This is a genomic window from Paractinoplanes globisporus DSM 43857 (genome assembly GCF_000379645.1).
Taxonomy (GTDB): domain Bacteria; phylum Actinomycetota; class Actinomycetes; order Mycobacteriales; family Micromonosporaceae; genus Actinoplanes; species Actinoplanes globisporus.
Genome location: NZ_KB903295.1, coordinates 151,225 through 168,598 on the forward strand (window position 1 = coordinate 151,225; position 17,374 = coordinate 168,598).

16 protein-coding genes are annotated in these 17,374 nt (G+C 72.9%); 7 read left to right on the forward strand and 9 right to left on the reverse strand.

All coding sequences use genetic code 11. The annotated features are described in order from the left end of the window. Positions 1–71: 71 nt before the first annotated feature. From A3CQ_RS0107485 to A3CQ_RS0107495, 3 genes are read left to right on the forward strand one after another with little or no spacing between them, the layout of a single operon-like run. Positions 72–539 carry a hypothetical protein gene (locus A3CQ_RS0107485; RefSeq protein ID WP_020510304.1) on the forward strand — a complete coding sequence of 156 codons (468 nt, stop codon included), beginning with the start codon at positions 72–74 and terminating at the stop codon, positions 537–539. After that, on the forward strand, positions 536–1,081 hold the full coding sequence (locus A3CQ_RS0107490; protein WP_020510305.1) for a DUF6653 family protein: 546 nt from the start codon (positions 536–538) through the stop codon (positions 1,079–1,081). The genes A3CQ_RS0107485 and A3CQ_RS0107490 overlap by 4 nt, the downstream gene beginning before the upstream one ends. After that, the gene (locus A3CQ_RS0107495; protein ID WP_020510306.1) at positions 1,078–1,926 is read left to right on the forward strand and encodes an alpha/beta fold hydrolase; all 849 of its coding nucleotides are present in this window, start codon (positions 1,078–1,080) and stop codon (positions 1,924–1,926) included. The genes A3CQ_RS0107490 and A3CQ_RS0107495 overlap by 4 nt, the downstream gene beginning before the upstream one ends. 56 nt (positions 1,927–1,982) lie before the next feature. Here the strand turns inward: A3CQ_RS0107495 and A3CQ_RS0107500 are convergent, their stop codons facing one another. The 6 genes from A3CQ_RS0107500 to A3CQ_RS51855 all read right to left on the reverse strand — a co-directional run bounded on the left by A3CQ_RS0107500 (position 1,983) and on the right by A3CQ_RS51855 (position 8,756). Further along, positions 1,983–2,309, reverse strand: a complete 327-nt coding sequence (locus A3CQ_RS0107500) for a carboxymuconolactone decarboxylase family protein (protein WP_026205425.1) — start codon at positions 2,307–2,309, stop codon at positions 1,983–1,985. 81 nt (positions 2,310–2,390) lie between these two features. Beyond that, positions 2,391–3,419: a uroporphyrinogen decarboxylase family protein gene (locus A3CQ_RS0107505; protein ID WP_020510308.1), complete on the reverse strand. Its 1,029-nt coding sequence runs from the start codon at positions 3,417–3,419 to the stop codon at positions 2,391–2,393. 9 nt (positions 3,420–3,428) lie between these two features. After that, the gene (locus A3CQ_RS0107510; RefSeq protein ID WP_020510309.1) at positions 3,429–4,217 is read right to left on the reverse strand and encodes an ABC transporter permease; all 789 of its coding nucleotides are present in this window, start codon (positions 4,215–4,217) and stop codon (positions 3,429–3,431) included. Between the two features lies 1 nt (position 4,218). Beyond that, entirely contained in the window at positions 4,219–5,004 is a 786-nt protein-coding gene (locus A3CQ_RS0107515; protein WP_020510310.1) for an ABC transporter permease, read from the reverse strand. After that, positions 5,001–6,020: an ABC transporter ATP-binding protein gene (locus tag A3CQ_RS0107520; protein ID WP_020510311.1), complete on the reverse strand. Its 1,020-nt coding sequence runs from the start codon at positions 6,018–6,020 to the stop codon at positions 5,001–5,003. Before A3CQ_RS0107520 ends, A3CQ_RS0107515 begins: the two co-directional genes overlap by 4 nt. A gap of 36 nt (positions 6,021–6,056) precedes the next feature. Beyond that, complete coding sequence (locus A3CQ_RS51855) at positions 6,057–8,756, reverse strand: ATP-binding protein (RefSeq protein WP_020510312.1); 2,700 nt, start codon at positions 8,754–8,756, stop codon at positions 6,057–6,059. A 129-nt stretch (positions 8,757–8,885) separates the two neighbouring features. On the opposite strand from A3CQ_RS51855, the gene A3CQ_RS0107530 reads away from it, so the two are divergent. From A3CQ_RS0107530 to A3CQ_RS0107545, 4 genes are read left to right on the forward strand one after another with little or no spacing between them, the layout of a single operon-like run. After that, complete coding sequence (locus A3CQ_RS0107530) at positions 8,886–9,449, forward strand: OsmC family protein (RefSeq protein WP_020510313.1); 564 nt, start codon at positions 8,886–8,888, stop codon at positions 9,447–9,449. 4 nt (positions 9,450–9,453) lie between these two features. After that, entirely contained in the window at positions 9,454–10,692 is a 1,239-nt protein-coding gene (locus tag A3CQ_RS0107535) for an FAD-dependent oxidoreductase (RefSeq protein WP_020510314.1), read from the forward strand. 5 nt (positions 10,693–10,697) lie between these two features. Beyond that, on the forward strand, positions 10,698–11,837 hold the full coding sequence (locus tag A3CQ_RS0107540) for an FAD-dependent oxidoreductase (RefSeq protein WP_051115196.1): 1,140 nt from the start codon (positions 10,698–10,700) through the stop codon (positions 11,835–11,837). 17 nt (positions 11,838–11,854) lie between these two features. Continuing rightward, on the forward strand, positions 11,855–12,595 hold the full coding sequence (locus A3CQ_RS0107545; protein WP_020510316.1) for an esterase family protein: 741 nt from the start codon (positions 11,855–11,857) through the stop codon (positions 12,593–12,595). Here the strand turns inward: A3CQ_RS0107545 and A3CQ_RS57155 are convergent, their stop codons facing one another. From A3CQ_RS57155 to A3CQ_RS0107560, 3 genes are all read right to left on the reverse strand, one after another. Then, on the reverse strand, positions 12,596–15,508 hold the full coding sequence (locus A3CQ_RS57155; RefSeq protein ID WP_051115182.1) for a PAS domain S-box protein: 2,913 nt from the start codon (positions 15,506–15,508) through the stop codon (positions 12,596–12,598). It abuts the gene before it with no gap. Positions 15,509–15,700: 192 nt separating this feature from the next. Next, positions 15,701–16,570: an aminoglycoside phosphotransferase family protein gene (locus A3CQ_RS51865; RefSeq protein WP_020510318.1), complete on the reverse strand. Its 870-nt coding sequence runs from the start codon at positions 16,568–16,570 to the stop codon at positions 15,701–15,703. A gap of 6 nt (positions 16,571–16,576) precedes the next feature. After that, positions 16,577–17,314, reverse strand: a complete 738-nt coding sequence (locus A3CQ_RS0107560; protein WP_040431959.1) for an ankyrin repeat domain-containing protein — start codon at positions 17,312–17,314, stop codon at positions 16,577–16,579. Positions 17,315–17,374 lie beyond the last annotated feature (60 nt).

Genomic DNA, 17,374 nt, shown 5'->3' on the forward strand with positions numbered 1-17,374 from the left:
GGCAGCGCCATGGCAGCCCAGCCACCGATCGTGGCGGTCGCGCGGCAGCGCCTGACCGCACGCTGACTGGCATGTCCACCAACACCCCCTGGCAATCGTTCGAGACCCGGCTCGGCACCGCGGCCGACGCCGTCGATGCGGTCGTGGCCCGGATCCGGGACGCCCACGTCGCGGGGAACGGCCGCCGCGCGGACGCGCTGCGTGCCGACGAGGCCCAGCTGCGTACCCGCCTGCGGGAACTGCGCGCGGCCGGCCGAGGCGCCTGGGAACGCCACGGCGCCGGCCTCGACCGCGACCTCGACCGGCTGCGGACCGAGACCGCCGTGGCCGCGGCCCGGCTCGACACCGAGCTCGCCGCGGACCCCGGCACCTTCACCGCGGCGGCCGGCGCCGAGCTCGCCGCCCGCCGGGCCCAGATCGACGTCCTCGCCACCAGCACCGGCGCCATCGACGCCCTGAAAACCGGCCTGCGCCGGGCGATGGCCGAACTCGACGACGGCGCCGACCTCGTGCGCCACAACCACAGGAGAACACCATGACAACGGAAACCACGGACACCCGGATCGCGAAGGCGTTCGGGCTCAGCGGCGACAACTGGATGCGCCACGCCAACCCGGTGAGCGTCTGGACGCGGTTCGCCGTCCTCCCGCTCCTGGCGGTCTCGGTCTGGAGCCGGGACTGGATCGGCTGGTGGTCGCTGGTCCCGATCGCCCTGTCCCTCGTCTTCATGATGGTGAACCCGCTGCTGTTCGCCGTGCCGAAGTCGACCCGGAACTGGGCCTCCAGGGGCGTGTTCGGCGAGCGCGTCTGGGCCGAGCGAAACACGGTCGAGCTCCCCGCCCAGTACACCTCGCGGGTCCCGAACGTCACCTACGCCTTCCAGGTCGCCGGTCTCGCCCTGCTCGTCTACGGCCTGGTCGTGCTCGGCCTGCCCGGCCTGCTGTACACGCTGGCCGGCATCGCGATCGTCCAGTGCGCCAAGGCCTGGTTCATCGACCGCATGGTCCTGCTCTACGAAGACATCAAAACCACCCATCCCGCGTACGCCGGCTGGGAGTACACCGAGGAGAAGGCGCGATGACCACGACACTCACGACTCAGCAGAACTTCCTGTTCGTCCACGGCGCCTGGCACACCGCCGCCCACTGGAACCGGCTCGGCGAGAAGCTCATGGCGGCCGGGCACCGCGTCTACGCCATCGACCTGCCCGGCAGCGGCCTCAACGCCGGCTTCCCGACGTCGTACCTGCGGAATGATTTTGAATTGCTCGCGACCGAGCCCTCCCCGGTGGCCGGCATCCGGCTGGCCGACTACCGCGACGCCGTCGTCGCGAAGGTGCGCGAGATGGCCGAGAACGGCCCGGTGACGCTGGTCGGCCACAGCTTCGGAGGCCTCACCGTCACGCTCGCCGCCGAACAGGTGCCCCAGCTCATCCGCCGCCTGGTCTACATCAGCGCGTACGTGCCGGTCCGGTTCGCCAGTGGCGCCGAGTACAGCCAGCTCCCCGAGGCGCGGTCCGGCATCTCCGGCGCCGTGCTGATCGGCGACCCCACGAAGACCGGCGCGATGCGCATCAACCCGCGCGACGCCGCCCCCGAGTACGTCGAGAAGGGACGCCTGGCGTTCTACCACGACCTGCCGGCCGACGACTACCAGCGGTTCGCCGCCTACCTCAACCCCGACCTGCCGCTGGCGGTGGCCTTCGACGACGCCCGCGGCACCCTCGGGCGCTGGGGCACGATCCCCCGCACCTTCATCCGCCTCACCGAGGACCACACCATCCCGCCGGCGCTGCAGGACCGGATGATCGCCGAGGCCGACGCGGCCACCCCGGACAACACCTTCGACGTCCACTCGCTCCCGTCGAGCCATTCGCCGTTCGCCTCGATGCCGGACCGCCTGGCCGACGCCCTCACCCAGGGGTGACCCTCACTCGGGCCGAGACGGCCGGGCCGTGCGACGACGGCCCGGCCGGTCCGATGTCAGGAGCCGGCCTCGGACGCCGCCGCGTCGGTGAGCGCGATGGCAACCCCGAGCGCCTCGGTGATCGCGCCGGCGGCCCGGAGGACGTGCGGCGATCCGATGATCGGGGCGATGGCGACAAGGACGTCCTGAACGTCGCCGAGATCCACGCCCGATTCGACGGCGGGACCGACGTGCAGCAGATACGAGGCGGCGGGGGCGTCGACCGAGGCCAGCGCCGCGAGCCGGACGAGCAGCAGCGTGGCGGGGTCGAGCTCGACCCGGGCCAGCGAGGCCGCGTTGATGTCGGTCAACACTTCCAGGACGGGTGCTTCTCCGGTTGCCATCGACGTTTCCTCCCGGCGGGAACGGCGGACCGGCGATCCGGCCCCGTCGCTACAGCCTCGCGCGGAAACGGGACGCCTTCCTCATCCGCGGCGCAGGAGTTCGGCCGCCCCGGCCATCGCGCGCATCTTGCCGACCGCCGACTCCCACGGCAGGTACTTCATGCCGCAGTCCGGGGCGATCACCACGTTTTCCGGCGCGACGTAGGGCAGGGCGCGGCGCACCCGTTCGACGACCGTGTCGACCGACTCCACCTCCGGGTCGGAGAGGTCGAGCACTCCGAGCAGGATCTTCTTGCCGGTGAGGTGCTTGAGCACGGAGGTGTCGAGATGGGACTGGGCCGTCTCGATGGAGACCTGGTCGCAGGCGCAGTCGGCCAGCTCCGGCAGGAATGAGTAGCCCGACGGGCGCTCGTGGATGATCGCGGCGTAGCCGAAACAGAGATGCACCGCCGTGGTGCCGGTCACGCCGTCCAGCGCGCGGTTGAGAGCGGGCACACCATACGCTCGGGCGGGCTCGGGCCGGGCCTGAAGGTACGGCTCGTCCAGCTGGACGATGTCGGCGCCGGCCGCGAAGAGGTCACGCACCTCGGCGTTGACGGCGTCGGCGTACGCGTACGCCAGGGACTCGGGGTTTCCGTAGTGATCGTCCTGCGCCTGCTGCGACATCGTGAACGGACCCGGCACCGTGACCTTGATCGTGCGGTCGGTGTGCTCGCGCAGGAAGCGGACGTCGGCCACCTGCACCGGACGCGGACGGCTCACCGCGCCGACCACCCGGGGCACGGGGTTCGGGTGCCCGCTGCGGTCCAGCGCCTCGCCCGGGTTGTCGAGGTCGAGCCCGTCGAGGGCCGTCGCGAAATGGTTCGAGTAGCTCTCCCGCCGGATCTCGCCGTCGGTCAGGATGTCGAGCCCGGCATCCTCCTGGGCCCGGATCGCGAGCAGCGTCGCGTCTTCCTGGGCGCGGGCGAGATGCTCGGGCGCGGGCCGCCACAGCTCGGCCGCCCGCACCCGCGGCGGGAACCGGCCCGCGAGCCGGGCCCGGTCGATCAGCCACTCGGGCTGCGGAAAGCTACCGACCAGAGTCGTCGGGAACAGCGGAAGCACCGGCATGGCATCAGCCTAGTTCCCCGCGCTCTCGTAGCGGCGCAACCCGCGTCGGAAGATGAAGGCCGCCAGGCCCGCGCAGTACGCGGCGATCACCGGCGTCAGCAGGCCCACCCACCGCGACGTGCCGGTCTCGAGCAGGGACGCGATCGGGAAGAAGCTGATGAACGCGAACGGCAGCACCACGCCGAGCACCGCCTTGAGCGCAATGGGGTAGATCGACAGCGGGAACCGGGCCAGGTCGCCCACCTGGTGCATGGCGAAGGCGAACATCGGGCTGGGACTGGACAGCCAGAAGCAGGCCGCGTTGGTGCCCAGGTTGATCGACACCTTGATGACCACCGAACTGATCAGGAGCAGGACGCCGAGCGCCACCCGCCACGGCGTCCAGTCGATGGCCGAGTGGGCCAGGCCCGCGCCGATCATGAGGCCACCGGTGACGATGTTGCTGAGCCCGTTGATGCCGATCGCGGCGCTGCTCGACTGCAGCACCACCGGGTACGGGCGGACGAGGTAGTAGTCCAGCTCGCCCCGGTTGATCTGCCAGGCCAGGTTCCACATGCCGTCGAAGAACAGCGAGCCGACGCCCTCGGCCAGCGCCACCGCGCCGAACATCGTCACCACCGACCAGAACGTCCAGCCGTTGATTACCGGGACCTTCGCGAACAGGGCCGACAGGAACACGATGTTGACCACCTGCATCAGCACGGTGGCCGCGGCCAGGATCAGGAAGTCGGCCTCGTACTCCAGCAGCGACCGGAAATGGGCGCCGAGCAGCCGTGGGTAGAGACGGATCGTCCGCATGTCAGCCTCCGTTCACGGTGAGCCGGCGCAGCGCGGCCCGCCACACCAGCCGGGCGCCGAACCACAGCACGAGCACCCAGCCGAGCTGGACCGCGACCAGCGTCAGCCCCTCCCCCAGGTCCACCCGTTCCAGGAAGATCAGCGCCGGGGTGGAGGTGAGCCCCGCGAACGGCGACCACTGCGCCGCCGTGGCGAGCCAGTGCGGCAGGTACACCAGCGGGATGAGCGCGCCCGACAGGAGATTCACCACGGCCAGCCGGGCCCACTGCACACCCATGAAGTTCTGGGTCCAGAAACAGGCGAGCGTGCTCACATACACAATCAAGAATTTCAGCGGTACGAGGAGGAGCATGCTCGCGGCGAACAGGGCGAGGGCCGGCCCGGCCGGGGTGTCCATGCCGCCGGTGACGGCCAGCGTGACGCCGACGACCACCCCGATCAGGATCACCTCGATCCACAGCCCGCCGAGCGCCTCGGCGAGCCGAGCCTTCTGGTAGTCGATCGGCTTGACCAGGTCGAGCGCCACGTCCCCGTCGAGGATGCGGAAGGCCATCCGGAAGTCACCCAGGATCGAGACGACGGTGCCGGCCGCGAACGCCACCAGCAGGTAGGCGCGCATCTGCGGCCAGGTGAAGCCGTTCACCGGCGCCTGCGCGAGAATCACCCGCCACACCGCGAGCAGCGCGACGAGCTGGACGAGGACCGCGCCGAGACTGAGCAGCAGGTTGAACCGGTAGGTGAGCGCCGCCCGCGCGGTGGCCCGGGCCAGCGCCCGGTAGCCGGTCACCGGGGGACGCCGGTGTCGTCGAGCACGAGGTCGCCCGAGTACACCCGGCGGATCACGTCCTCGATGCTCGGCTCGTCCACCCGGAAGTCGGCCAGGTCGGTCAGGGTCGCGAGGACGGTCACCGCCTGCCCGGCCGTCATCGCGAACCGGTCGAAGCGTACGGCGTAACGCAGGGGTGTCTCCTCGAGCGTGACCTCCGCGCCGGGCAATGAGCTCCGCAGGGTTTCCAGCGGCACCGGCCGCGTGGTCTCGACGTGCAGGATGCGCTCGCGGGCGAACCGGTCCTTCACCGCCTCGAGATCGCCGTCGAAGATGATCCGGCCCTCGTCGATGATCACCAGCCGCCGGCAGAAGCCCTCGATGTCGGCCAGGTCGTGGCTGGTCAGCATCACCGTGGTGCCCTCGTCCCGGAGGCCGCGGAAGAACTCGCGGACCCGGTCCTTGACGGCCAGGTCGAGCCCGATGGTCGGCTCGTCCAGATAGACCACCCGCGGGCCGTGCACCAGCGCCGCCGCCAGGTCCGCGCGCATCCGCTGGCCCAGCGACAGCTTGCGGCCCATGACCGGGAGGATCTCGCCGAGCTCGAGGACCTCGTCGAACCGGGCCAGCCGCTTGCGGTAGGTGGCGTGGTCGACCCCGTAGATGTCGCGCAGCACCGCCAGGGACTCGGACACCGGCAGATCCCACCAGAGCTGCGTGCGCTGGCCGAAGAGCACGCCGATGCGGTGCGCCACCGTCATCCGGTCGCGCTGCGGGTGCAACCCGTCGATGCGTACCTCACCCGACGTCGGCACCAGGATGCCGCTGAGCAGCTTCACGGTGGTCGACTTCCCGGCGCCGTTGGGCCCGACGTACGCCACCGCCTCGCCCGCCTCGATGGACAGGTCGACGTGGTCGACCGCGACCTTGTCCTGGTAGCGCCGGGCGAACAGATGCTTGACCGAACCCGCGAGGCCGGACCCCTTGTCGGCGCGGCGGAACACTTTGGTGAGGCCCCGGGCCTCGACGATCGGCATGCGAAACCCCCGTGCTGATGCCGACATTGACCGGCATCACCCTACGGAACCGGTTCCGGGGCGCAACCGAATTGCCGGGACCAGGCTCGCGGTTCGCGTCTGCTGGTAGGGGCAGCCGAGCGCGGCGAAGGTGACCGTGAGGCCGACGAGCGTGTCGCGGTCGCCGGCGGTGAGGGCGGCGGCGCGCTCGACGATGGCGGCGGCGATCGGGTTGTCGCGGGCGGCGTGGCGGGCTCGCTCGATGCGTTCCGCGGCGTCGGCGTGGTGGTCGAGCACGGCGGCCTCCGCCCAGAGCGCGGCGTACCAGGGACGGCACGGTCCCACGGTCGAGGACCGGAACGGCGAGGGGTCGTCGATGTCGGCGGCGAGCCGTCGTACGGCCGCGGCCGGGTCGCCGCGATGGAGCGCGAGCACGGCGTCGAAGACCGGCGGCCAGCCCAGTACGCATCCGGCCAGGTCGTCGGCGTCGGCGCCGAGGTCGATCGTCCGGCGGATCCACGCCTCCCGCCGGTCGTCGTCGCCGCGCATGCCGTACGCCATGGCGACCGCGTAGGCGCCGCGGGCCAGGTTCCGGGCGACCGGCCGCCCGGCCCGCTCCCAGCCGATCCGGAAACGCTCGCCGTTGCGGACGACGTCGTCGAAGTGGCCGGCGAACGCGTCCACGAGCAGGCGCCGGCAGGTGGCCAGGTGGTCCTCGTCGCGATAGAACGGCAGGGCGGCCAGCGTCCGCGCGCCGGCCGCGGCGCCGGCCAGGTTGCCGAGGGCCAGATCGGCCTCGACCGCCATGAGGTGGGCGTCGCCGATCTCGAACCCGCCCAGCGCGCCGACCTCGAGGCCGCCGATCACCTCGAGCCGCCGGCGCGCGACCCGCCCGGCCTCGGCGATGTCGTCGCCGGCGAGCCGGACGGCGGTCAGCAGGTCGAGCGCGATGCTGTGCAGGATCCGGTCGCCGGCGGTCTCGGCCAGCTCGGCCGCCCGCAGGGCGTTGCCGGGCGCGTTTAGGTCCCGCCACCCGGTCGCCAGCGCGAGCGCCGCCTGGGTGGCCGGCGAGTCGTCGGACAGGGCACGCGCCTCGGCGACCAGCGCGTCGGCCTCCGCCGGCGAGTGCGGGGTGGCCATGATTCCCGGCGCGCGGTCGATGTACATCGCCATCGTCGCCAGGTCCCGCGCCGCGCCGGCCCGGTCGCCCGCCGACAGGGCGGCGTCGGCCGCCTTCCGGAGCAGCCGCAGGGCGTCGTCGCCGGCGAAACGGCCGGCCGCCGCGCCCGCGGCCAGCCGCAGATGGTCCGGCTCCCCTGCGATCGTCGCGGCGAGCTCGTAGCGGCGCTCGGCCTGCGCTTGGTGGCCGCGGAGGAACAACAGCCCGGCCAGGTCGGCGGCCAGATCCGCGGAGGCCGACCAGGCGACGGCCGCGTCGACATCGTCGACGACCCGGTCGAGCGCCGCACACCAGCCCTCGTCGATGCCGGCCGGGTCGCGACCGCGGAGCGCGTCCACCGTCGACCGGCACCAGCGGGCGTGCCCGTCCCGGATCGGCCCGAGCTCACCGGTCTCGTCCAGCCGCTCCACCCCGTACTGCCGAATGGTCTCCAACGCCCGGTATCGGGTCGGCTCTCCTCGCTCGACGACGAGCAGGCTGTGCTCGGCCAGGCGGGCGAGGCCCTCCACCACCTCCGCCCGCTCGCGGCCCGCGTCCGTGACGGCGTGGGCGGCCTCGGCGTCGAACCACGACGCGAACACACTCACCCGCCGCAGCAGGGCCCGGTCGGCCGGCGAGAGCAGCTCGTAGCTCCAGCCGATGGCGTCGCGCAGCGAGCCGTGCCGGGCGGTCCCGCCGGTGCCCGCGGTCAGGAACCGCAGCCGCTGCCCGAGGCCGGACTCCAGCCCGTCCAGGCCGAGCGCCGCGAACCGGGCGCCGGCCAGCTCGATGGCCAGCGCCATGCCGTCCAGCGCCCGGCACAGCGTCGCGACCCGCGCCGCGTCCAGCCGCCCGGCGTCGCCGGTCACCGCGGCCACCCGGGCGGTGAACAGGTCGACGGCGTCGCTCACCGACAGTCCCGGTACGACGTACACCCGCTCGTACGGGAGAAGAAGTCTGGTCCGGCTCGTCGCCAGCACGGTGATTCCGGGGCAGCCGGCGATGATCCGATCGACGCAGGCCCGGACGCCGTCGAGAACGTGCTCGCAGTTGTCCAGAACGAGGAGCGCGTCGCTCTCGGCGAGGACGGCCACCAGCGCCCGCTCGATCGACGTGGTCCGCTGCTCGGGAACGCCGACCGTCTCGGCGACCGCCGCGGTGACCAGGGCCGGGTCGGTCACGTGGACCAGGTCGAGGAACCACACCCCCGCCCGGCGGGCGGGGGCGGCCTCGGTCGCGACGCTCAGCGCGAGCCGTGTCTTGCCGATCCCGCCCGGACCGGTCGCGGTCACGAGGCGGTGCCCGGCGAGCGCGGCGGTCAGCGCGGCCCGCTCCCCCGTCCGGCCGATGAACGAGGTGACCGGCAGGGGCAGCCCGTGCCGGCCCGACTTGACCAGCAGGCCCGGCATGGCCTCCGCGTGCCGGGCCAGGCTGCGGCGATCGGGCAGCTGCAGCTTGCGGAGCATGGCGGAGACATGACTCTCGACGGTGCGCGGCGAAATGACCAGCGCGTCGGCGATCTGCGCATTTGTCAGGTGCCGGGCGACCAGGGCGAGGATCTCGGCCTCACGCGCCGTGACCTCTGCATCGGAACCCACGGCACCAGTGTCGCCCCTCCGGCCATCGGTGCCGGGCACGGGTGTCCCGGATCCGTGGTGGGCACGGATGTGCGGGCCGGCGCCGCCCGGCGACGATCGCTGCGACCCACCTGCTGAGGAGGAAGATCCATGACCAGCACCGAGAACGCCACCCGCAACGGCGTCGACACCGCGACCCTGTTCGCGACGCTCGACGCCGTGAAGGCCGACACCGAGCTCGCCAAGTTCCGGTTCCGGGCCACGAACCGCTGGCTGAGCGGCACCCACAACCAGTCGACGATCCACGGCTTCCACGGCGCGAAGCAGGAGATGACCCACCGGCAGCCGTTCACGTTCGACGCCGACCACCCGCCGGTCCTGGTCGGCTCGGACCAGGGCCCGACGCCGGTCGAGTACCTGCTGCACGCGCTCGCCGCCTGCCTCACCGCCGGCATCGCCAACGTCGCCGCCGCCCGCGGCCTCACCCTCACCGAGGTCTCCTCGACCGTCGAGGGCGACATCGACCTCCTGGGCATCCTCGGGCTCTCGGACGAGGTCCGCAACGGATACCAGAACATCAAGATCGATTTCACCGTACGGGGGGACGACCCCGAGAAACTCCGCAAAGTCGTCGAGCAGTCCTGTCGGCGGTCGGCCGTGTTCGACGTCCTGACCAACGGCGTGCCGGTGTCCGTGAACGTCAGCACCGACTGAGCCCATGCCACGCACGGACACCCTCATCATCGGCGCCGGCCACGCGGGCCTGGCGATGAGCCGCTGCCTGGCCGACCGCGGCCTCGACCACGTCGTCCTGGAGCGTGGCTCGGTGGGCGAGCGCTGGCGGACCGCCCGATGGGACAGCTTCCGGCTGCTGACCCCGAACTGGCTGACCCGGCTGCCGGGCTCGGCCTACGACGGGCCGGATCCGGACGGATTCATGACCGCCGGCGAGTTCGCCGGCAGCCTTTCCCGGTACGCCCGCTCGTCCGGCGCCCCGGTCCGGCCGCACACGACGGTCACCCGGCTCGAGAGCGCACCGGGCGGGTTCCGGGTCCGCACCGACCGGGGCGAGTGGGCGGCCCGGGCGGTGGTCATCGCCACTGGCTATCACAGCCGGGCGGTGGTGCCCGCCCTCGCCGCCCGGCTCGCGCCCGGAATCAGCCAGCTCACCCCCGCGCGCTACCGGTCGCCCTCGGCTCTTCCCGACGGCGGAGCGCTCGTCGTCGGCGCCTCGGCCTCCGGCGTTCAGATCGCCCACGAGCTGGCCCTCGCCGGGCGGAAGGTGGTGCTGGCGGTCGGCGGTCACACGCGACTGCCCCGCCGGTACCGCGGCCGGGACATCCTCTGGTGGCTGGACCGGATCGGCGCGCTGGACCGCGACATCGACGACGTGCCGGACGCGGCGGCGGCCCGGGCCGAGCCGTCGCTGCAGCTCACCGGCGCGTCCGGCGCCCGGGAAGCGGACCTCGGCGTGCTCCGGGCGGCCGGTGTGGTGCTGGCCGGCCGGCTGTGCGCGCTGGACGGCCCGGTCGCCGGGTTCGCCGGCGACCTCGCCGAGACCATGGGCGCCGCCCACCACCGGATGACCCGCGTCCTTCGCGACATCGACCGCTACGTGGCCGAGACGCCGGGCGTCGCGGCCGGGCCGCCCGATCCGCCGCCCGGCATCCCCGTGCCGAAGACACCGTCCGAGATGGACCTCCGGCGGGCCGGCATCGCGACGGTGGTCTGGGCGACCGGCTTCCGGCCCTCGTACCCGTGGCTGGCGCCGGCCGTCCTCGACCACGGCGGCCGGCTCCGCCATCGTCGCGGCGTCACCGCGGTGCCGGGGCTGTACGCGATCGGCCTGCGCTTCCAGAGCCGGCGGAACTCGACGTTCATCGACGGCGCCCGCCACGATGCCGCGTACCTCGCCGGCCTCATCACGTCCCCGCGCGCGCTGTGCTCGGCGGGGTGACGGCGGTGGACACCCACGACGTCGTCATCGTCGGCGCCCGCGTCGCCGGAGCCGCCACCGCCATGCTGCTGGCCCGGCGGGGACTCCGGGTGCTCCTGGTCGACCGGGACCGGTACGGCGCCGACACGCTGTCGACCCACGCGCTCATGCGCGGCGGCGTGTACCTCCTGTCCCGATGGGGCGTGCTCGACCGGGTCGTCGCGGCCGGCACGCCACCGGTCCGCCGGACCCGCTTCGACTTCGGGACGGAGTCGACGACCATCGCCATCAAGGCGGCGCACGGGGTCGACGCCCTGTACGCGCCCCGCCGGACGGTCCTCGACGCGGCGCTGGCCGACGCCGCCCGAGCCGCGGGCGCGGAGATCCGGTACGGCGTCCGAGTCACCGGCCTGCTCCGCGACCGATCGGGCCGGGTCGCCGGGATACGCGGACACGACCGGACCGGCGCCGCCTTCACCGCCCGCGCCGGCCTGACCGTCGGCGCCGACGGCACCAGGTCCACAGTGGCCCGCGAGGCCGGCGCCGCCACGCTCCGGACCGGCACCGGCTGCGGCGCGGTCATCTACGGGTACTGGTCCGGGCTCGGCGCCGACGGATACGAGTGGTTCTACCGGCCCGGCCACAGCGCGGGCTTCATTCCCACCAACGCCGGGGAGGTGTGCGTGTTCGCCGGGGTGCCCGCCCACGATCTCGCCCGCGGCGACCTCCACGCCACGTACCATCGACTGCTCGCCGCCACCACCGGCGGTGCCGACGGCCGGCTCGCCCAGGCTCGTCCGCCCGATCGCCTGCACACCTGGGTCGGCCGGCCCGGCTACGCGCGACAGGCCCACGGACCCGGCTGGGCCCTGATCGGCGACGCCGGGTCGTTCCTCGATCCCCTGAGCACCCACGGCATCACCGACGCCCTGCGCGACGCCGATACCCTGGCCCGGGCTGCGGTCTCCGGCGATCTCGGCGAGTTCGCCGCCACCCGCGACCGGGTGACCACGGCGATGTTCGACGTGGTCGACCGCATCGCCGGCTACCGCTGGGATCTCCCGCGGCTGCGGGCCGATCTGCTCGAGCTCAGCCGGGCGATGAGCGCCGAGGTGGAGCTCGTCGCCGGCCCGGCACGCCACGCTCCCGGGACAGCGCGGCCGTAACCGGGGAAGATGACGGGGTGCGCCACTACACGGCAGAACTGCAGACCTGGTCCGGCATTCGCGGCACGGTGGCCGCTTATGGTCACTACGGCCGCCCGGTGCTGGTATTTCCGAGCGAGGGCGGCTATGCCCAGGAGTTCGCCGACCGGGGCATGGTCGCCGCGGTCGAGGGACTCATCGACGCCGGGCGGGTCAAGCTGTACTGCGTCGACTCGTTCGACGGCGGGACGTGGTCGGCCGGTGATCTTCCGCTCGAGGAGCGCGCCCGCCGGCACGGCGCCTACGAGTCGTGGATTCTCGACGCCGTGGTGCCGCACATCGGGGCCGACAGCGCCGGCGCCGCCGAGATCGCGACGGCCGGCTGCTCGCTGGGCGCGTTCCACGCGCTCAACTTCGCGTTCAAACGAGCCGACCTGTTCCCGCTGGCCCTCTGCTTCTCCGGCAACTACGACCCCACGAGCTGGCGGGGCTGGGGTGAGCAGGGGGACGCGCTCTACTTCAACAACCCCATCGCGTACGTCGGGAACCTGCACGGCGATCACCTGGACTGGCTGCGGTCGCGGCTCTCCCTGCTGCTCGTCTGCGGGCAGGGCCAGTGGGAGGACACCACCGGCTCACTGGACTCGACCCGGCGCATGGCGGAACTGCTGACCGCCAAGGGCGTACGCCATGAACTGGATCTATGGGGTTATGACGTCCCGCACGACTGGCCGTCGTGGCGTGCCCAGTTCGCCCACCACCTGCCCCGGTTCTGCTGATCAGACCGGCTCGTGCGCGGCGAGGCGGGCGGTGACGGCGTCCACGGCGTCGAGGGTCCGGCGCGCGGCGGGCTGAATTTCCGCGACCGCGAGCAGGGCCTCCTCGAAGTCGGTCCGCCGGGCCGCTCCCTCCAGGCCTCTGGACAGATCGGCCAGACCGAGCGCGCCGAGGTTGGCGGCGACACCGGTCAGCCGGTGGGCCACGGCCCGCAGCGCCTCGGCGTCGTCCAGCGCGAGCGCCTGCGAGATCTCCTCGACCAGCGTGGGCAGCTGGGCGGCGACCTTGCGCAGCAGGCCGGCGACGGCGGCGCCGTCGAGCGCGCCCGCGGCCCGCAGCAGATCCAGCCGCCGCTCGATCTCCGCCTCCGCCTGCTCGCCGGCCTCCTCCCCGGCGGGCTGCCATCGGGCCAGGGCCTTCACGATCTCCTGCGGCATCAGCGGCTTGGTGATGTGGTCGTCCATGCCCGCGGCGAGGCAGCGGTCGCGGTCCTCGGCCATCGCGCCCGCGGTCATCGCGATGATCGGGGTGTGCCGGCCCGCCGTCTCCTGGAGGCGGATGGCGGCGGTGGCCTCGTAGCCGTCCATCTCCGGCATCAGGCAGTCCATGAAGATCGCGAGATAGTCCCGCTCGCCGGCCATCTCCACCGCGGCGCGGCCGTGGGCCGCGACGTCCGCGGTGTAGCCGAGACCGCCGAGGATCCCGAGCGCGACGATCTGGTTGATGTCGTTGTCCTCCACCAGCAGGACGTGCCCGTGGCCCACCGGGTGCACCGGCGCGGCGACGAACGTGGCGGGAGCGGGGGTGGCCTCCGCCGCCGGCCACAACGGCACGGTGAAGAAGAACGTGCTGCCCTGTCCGGGCCGGCTCGTCAGGCCGATCTCGCCGCCCATCACGGCCACCAGGTCGTGGCTGATCGCCAGGCCCAGCCCGGTGCCGCCGAAGCGGCGGGTGGTGCCCGCGTCGGCCTGCGTGAACGGCTCGAACAGGCGGGCCTGCCCGGCCTCGTCGATGCCGATGCCGGTGTCCGAGACGGAAAAGCGCACCGGGAGGATCCCGTCGCCGGCCGGCACCGGCTCGGCGGTCACCGCCACCTCGCCCCGTTCGGTGAACTTGATCGCGTTGCCGACCAGGTTGAGCAGCACCTGGCGCAGCTTGCCGGCGTCGCCGGAGACCCGCGCCGGGAGGCTCGGATCGCAGCGCGCGACGACGGCCAGATCCTTGCCGCCGGCGCCACCGGCCAGCAGGCCGACGACCTCGTCCAGCAGCGTCGCGATCGCGAAGTCGATCCGTTCGGTAACCACCTTGCCCGCCTCCAGCCGGGAGAAGTCCAGCACGTCGTTGATGACCGAGAGCAGGGCGACACCCGCGGTCCGGATGCCCTCGGCGTACCGGCTTTGCTTCTCGGCCAGGTCGGTGCCGAGCAGGAGGCCGCTGAGGCCGATCACCCCGTTCATCGGGGTCCGGATCTCGTGGCCCATCGAGGCCAGGAACTGCGACTTCAGCCGGGCCATCTCGACCGCCTGATCGCGGGCGTTGGCGAGGGCCGCCTCGGTCTGCCGCCGGGCGGTGATGTCGCGGGCGAACGCGTGGTACATCGACGAGCCGTCCCGGTGGATCCGCCACATGGTCAGCTCGATCGGCATCTCCTCGCCGTTCCGGCGCACGGCGTACATCTCGGTCGGCCGGTCCAGGAGCCAGTCCCAGCGGCCGGCCAGCAGCCGGTCGAGGGCGCCGCGATAGCGCGGCGGGAGGATGGTGCCGGTCACCGCCCGGCCGATCACCAGGTGCCGCTCCCAGCCGAAGATCCGTTCGGCCTGGCCGTTGAACTCCGTGATCCGGCCCCGGTCGTCCATGCTGACGAACGGGTCGCTGGCCGCCGTCATGATCATCCGGAACTGCTCGCGCTCGATCCGCAGCCGCTGTTCGGCCTCGACCTCGGCCGTGATGTCCTGGACGGTGGCGAAGACGACCGGCCCGTCGTCGGCGTCGACCGTGGCCAGGCTGATCTCGACCGGGAACTCGGTGCCGTCCTTGCGCACCGCGGTCAGATGCATGCCCTCCCCCATCGGGCGCGGCACCGGATTGGCGAGGTAGTCGCGGCGGTGCGCCACGTGCCGGGACCGGTGCGCCCCCGGGACGAGCGCCTCCACCGGCGCGCCGACGAGCTCGCCGCGCTCGTACCGGAAGACCTGCAGCGCGCGGGCGTTGGCCAGCACGATGCGGCCGCCGGCGTCGACGCACACCATCGCCTCGGGCGACGCGTCGAGCAGACCTTTGAACTTGCCCTCGGCCATCCGCAGTTCGGTGATCTCGGTGGAGCAGTTGCAGATCGCGACCGGGACGCCGTCGTCGTCGTACATGGGGAACATGGTGGTGACGAACGTGCGGGTGCCGCCCTCGGCCGCCAGCTCGTCCTCGAAGACCATGGGCCGGCCGGCGGCGAGGACCGCGCGGTCGCGGCGCACGATCTCGGCCATCTGCTCGGGCGTGTGCAGCTCGTGGTCGGCGTGCCCGGTCGCGCCGCCCGTGGCCAGATACTTGAGCCGCTCGAAGGCGGAGGACGCGTACTGGTACCGGCCGTCGAGGCCCTTGATCGTGAAGGCGCTCGGCGTGTGGCGCAGGATGGCGGCGCACTGCTCCCACTGGTACAGCTCGCGCTGGGCGGTCTCGGTCCGGGCGGCCCGGGCGCCGGCGGCGAGGCCGGCGCCGACGACGAGGGCGACGTTGACCGCGACCAGCAGGGCGTACCCGACGCGCGGGCCGTACCAGCCGGCCTCCTGCCCGGCGAGGAGCAGCAGGCCGGCGGCGGGCAGCGCGACCAGCGCCGAGGCCAGCAGCCGCCGGGTCACCATGGCGCTGATCGTCCGGGCGAACAGCACCCGGGCGATCCCGATGCCGGGGCCGCTCGCCATCACGGCCGACGCCCAAGCAGGTCAGACAGCAGGGCGCGTCCACATCCGCCGGCGATACATCGGACGATCGTCACCACACCGAGAGCCTCCCCCGAGAACGTGCCTATTTCTGAAGTACCACTCCCCGCCATGTTCGAGGGTGATGATTCTGGATGTGGGGCGCTGTCCCCGCTCGCCGCGGCGGCGGACCGGTCAGTTCGGGGCCAGCCGGGCCGCCACCTCGGCCAGCTCGGGCTGATCGAGGGACTCCTGCGCGCAGCGGGCGAACAGCCATCGGCGCAGCCGGTCGCGGTCCACGTCGAGCAGCCCGGCCATCCGGTCGGTCAGGCCGATCGGGTCGGCGCGCAGGCGTTGTTCGCAGTTGAGCAGGTGTTGCACGGCGTCGTAGGCGGGATCGCCGACGTACGGCTTGGGGTCGATGGCCAGCCAGGGCTCCCGGCCGGCGGCGAGGATGTTGCCGGCGTGCAGGTCGGTGCAGAGCAGCACCTGCCGATCGGCGGTGGCCGGCAGCGTACGCAGCAGCTCGATCGCGGCGCGGGCGAGGCCGGAGTTCTCGTCCCGTCGCCGCCGGAACTCGTCGGCCCACGCGTCGCACATGACCCGCAGCGGCCGGAACACCGTGTCGTCCGCGGGCGCCTGCCACATCCGCTTCAGCAGGCCGGCGACGATCGGGTCCTGCTCGGCCTCGGGCAACACGTCACCCAGGGCAGTTCCGGGGTGGCAGCGTTCCAGCAGCAGCACCGAGGTGGCGTCCGCGGTCGCGCCGGCGTACAGCCGGACCACGCCGTCGCCGTTCCAGACGCGCAGGCCGTCGGCCTCGTGAAGAGCCTCGTCGTGCCGCCAGGCCAGCTTGAGCACCAGAGCCCGCCCGGCGCGATCGCGGGCCGGCGCGACCCAGGCGCACCGGCCGCCGGGCCGGAAGGGCGGCCCGACCCGCAGCGACCACCGGCCGGCGAACTCGTCGACCAGGCCGGGCAGGGCCGCCAGCCAGGCGTCGCGCCGAGGCGACCGGTCCGAGCGCACGCTGTCGGCGAGGTTCTCCGGCACGAGGAACGCCGTCACGTCGCGTCATCGCCCGAGCTCGGCCGCGGTCTTCGCGTGGTGCTCGCGCAGCCAGGCGATCACGTCGGTGGCGCCGCTGCGAATGGCGGCGTCGAGCGGTGTCAGATTTTCCCAGCCGGGGGTCCAGTCGAGCTCGGCGCCGTGGTCGAGCAGGAACTGCGCGGCCGGTAGCTGGCCGCCGTGGCAGGCGCCCCAGAACAGGTCGCTGGCCTCGGCCGGCTCCGGCGGCGTGGGACCCGTGAAAGCGGCTCGAAGCTGGTCGAGGAAACCCAGGGTCGCGGCATGCCACAGCGTCGTGTGCGCGCCGCGTTCGACCAGCCGGCGGGCGACCCGCCACTGCGCGAACGCCGTCGCGTCGTCCAGCGGCGTGCCACCGCCGATCACCGCACCCGGCGCGTCGATCTCGGCGCCGGCGTCCAGCAGCGCGTCGAGCACCGCGACGTCGTCGCTGCTGGCCGCCCAGTGCAGCGGCGTCTCGGTGTGCGGGCCGGTGAACCGGGCGTTGACGTCCGCACCCGCCTCGACCAGCGCGGCCACCGTGGCCGCCCCGTTCGGATAATGCCCGGGCCAGTCCGTGACCACGTGCAGCGGAGTGCGCGACATGCCGCCGTCGTAGTCGCCGAGCCGGGCCGTGGCCAGCCCCGGCCGCTCGGCCACCATCCGCCGCAGCCCCGCGACGTCCCCGGTGTGGATGGCGGCGACCAGCGCGACCGCCACCGGATCCTCGGTGTCGAGAACCAGCATGCCGGTCACCCTAGCCCCGGCATCGTGAGCCAGGATCGACAACATAACCTTGTCGTACGG

Bases quoted from the DNA above. Each gene is read 5' to 3' on its own strand.
- A3CQ_RS0107510 (WP_020510309.1), bottom strand. From the start codon at position 4,217: ATGCGGACGATCCGTCTCTACCCACGGCTGCTCGGCGCCCATTTCCGG.
- A3CQ_RS0107485 (WP_020510304.1), top strand. From the start codon at position 72: ATGTCCACCAACACCCCCTGGCAATCGTTCGAGACCCGGCTCGGCACC.
- A3CQ_RS0107560 (WP_040431959.1), bottom strand. From the start codon at position 17,314: ATGCTGGTTCTCGACACCGAGGATCCGGTGGCGGTCGCGCTGGTCGCC.
- A3CQ_RS0107500 (WP_026205425.1), bottom strand. From the start codon at position 2,309: ATGGCAACCGGAGAAGCACCCGTCCTGGAAGTGTTGACCGACATCAAC.
- A3CQ_RS0107535 (WP_020510314.1), top strand. From the start codon at position 9,454: ATGCCACGCACGGACACCCTCATCATCGGCGCCGGCCACGCGGGCCTG.
- A3CQ_RS0107505 (WP_020510308.1), bottom strand. From the start codon at position 3,419: ATGCCGGTGCTTCCGCTGTTCCCGACGACTCTGGTCGGTAGCTTTCCG.
- A3CQ_RS57155 (WP_051115182.1), bottom strand. From the start codon at position 15,508: ATGGCGAGCGGCCCCGGCATCGGGATCGCCCGGGTGCTGTTCGCCCGG.
- A3CQ_RS0107495 (WP_020510306.1), top strand. From the start codon at position 1,078: ATGACCACGACACTCACGACTCAGCAGAACTTCCTGTTCGTCCACGGC.
- A3CQ_RS0107530 (WP_020510313.1), top strand. From the start codon at position 8,886: ATGACCAGCACCGAGAACGCCACCCGCAACGGCGTCGACACCGCGACC.
- A3CQ_RS0107490 (WP_020510305.1), top strand. From the start codon at position 536: ATGACAACGGAAACCACGGACACCCGGATCGCGAAGGCGTTCGGGCTC.
- A3CQ_RS0107520 (WP_020510311.1), bottom strand. From the start codon at position 6,020: ATGCCGATCGTCGAGGCCCGGGGCCTCACCAAAGTGTTCCGCCGCGCC.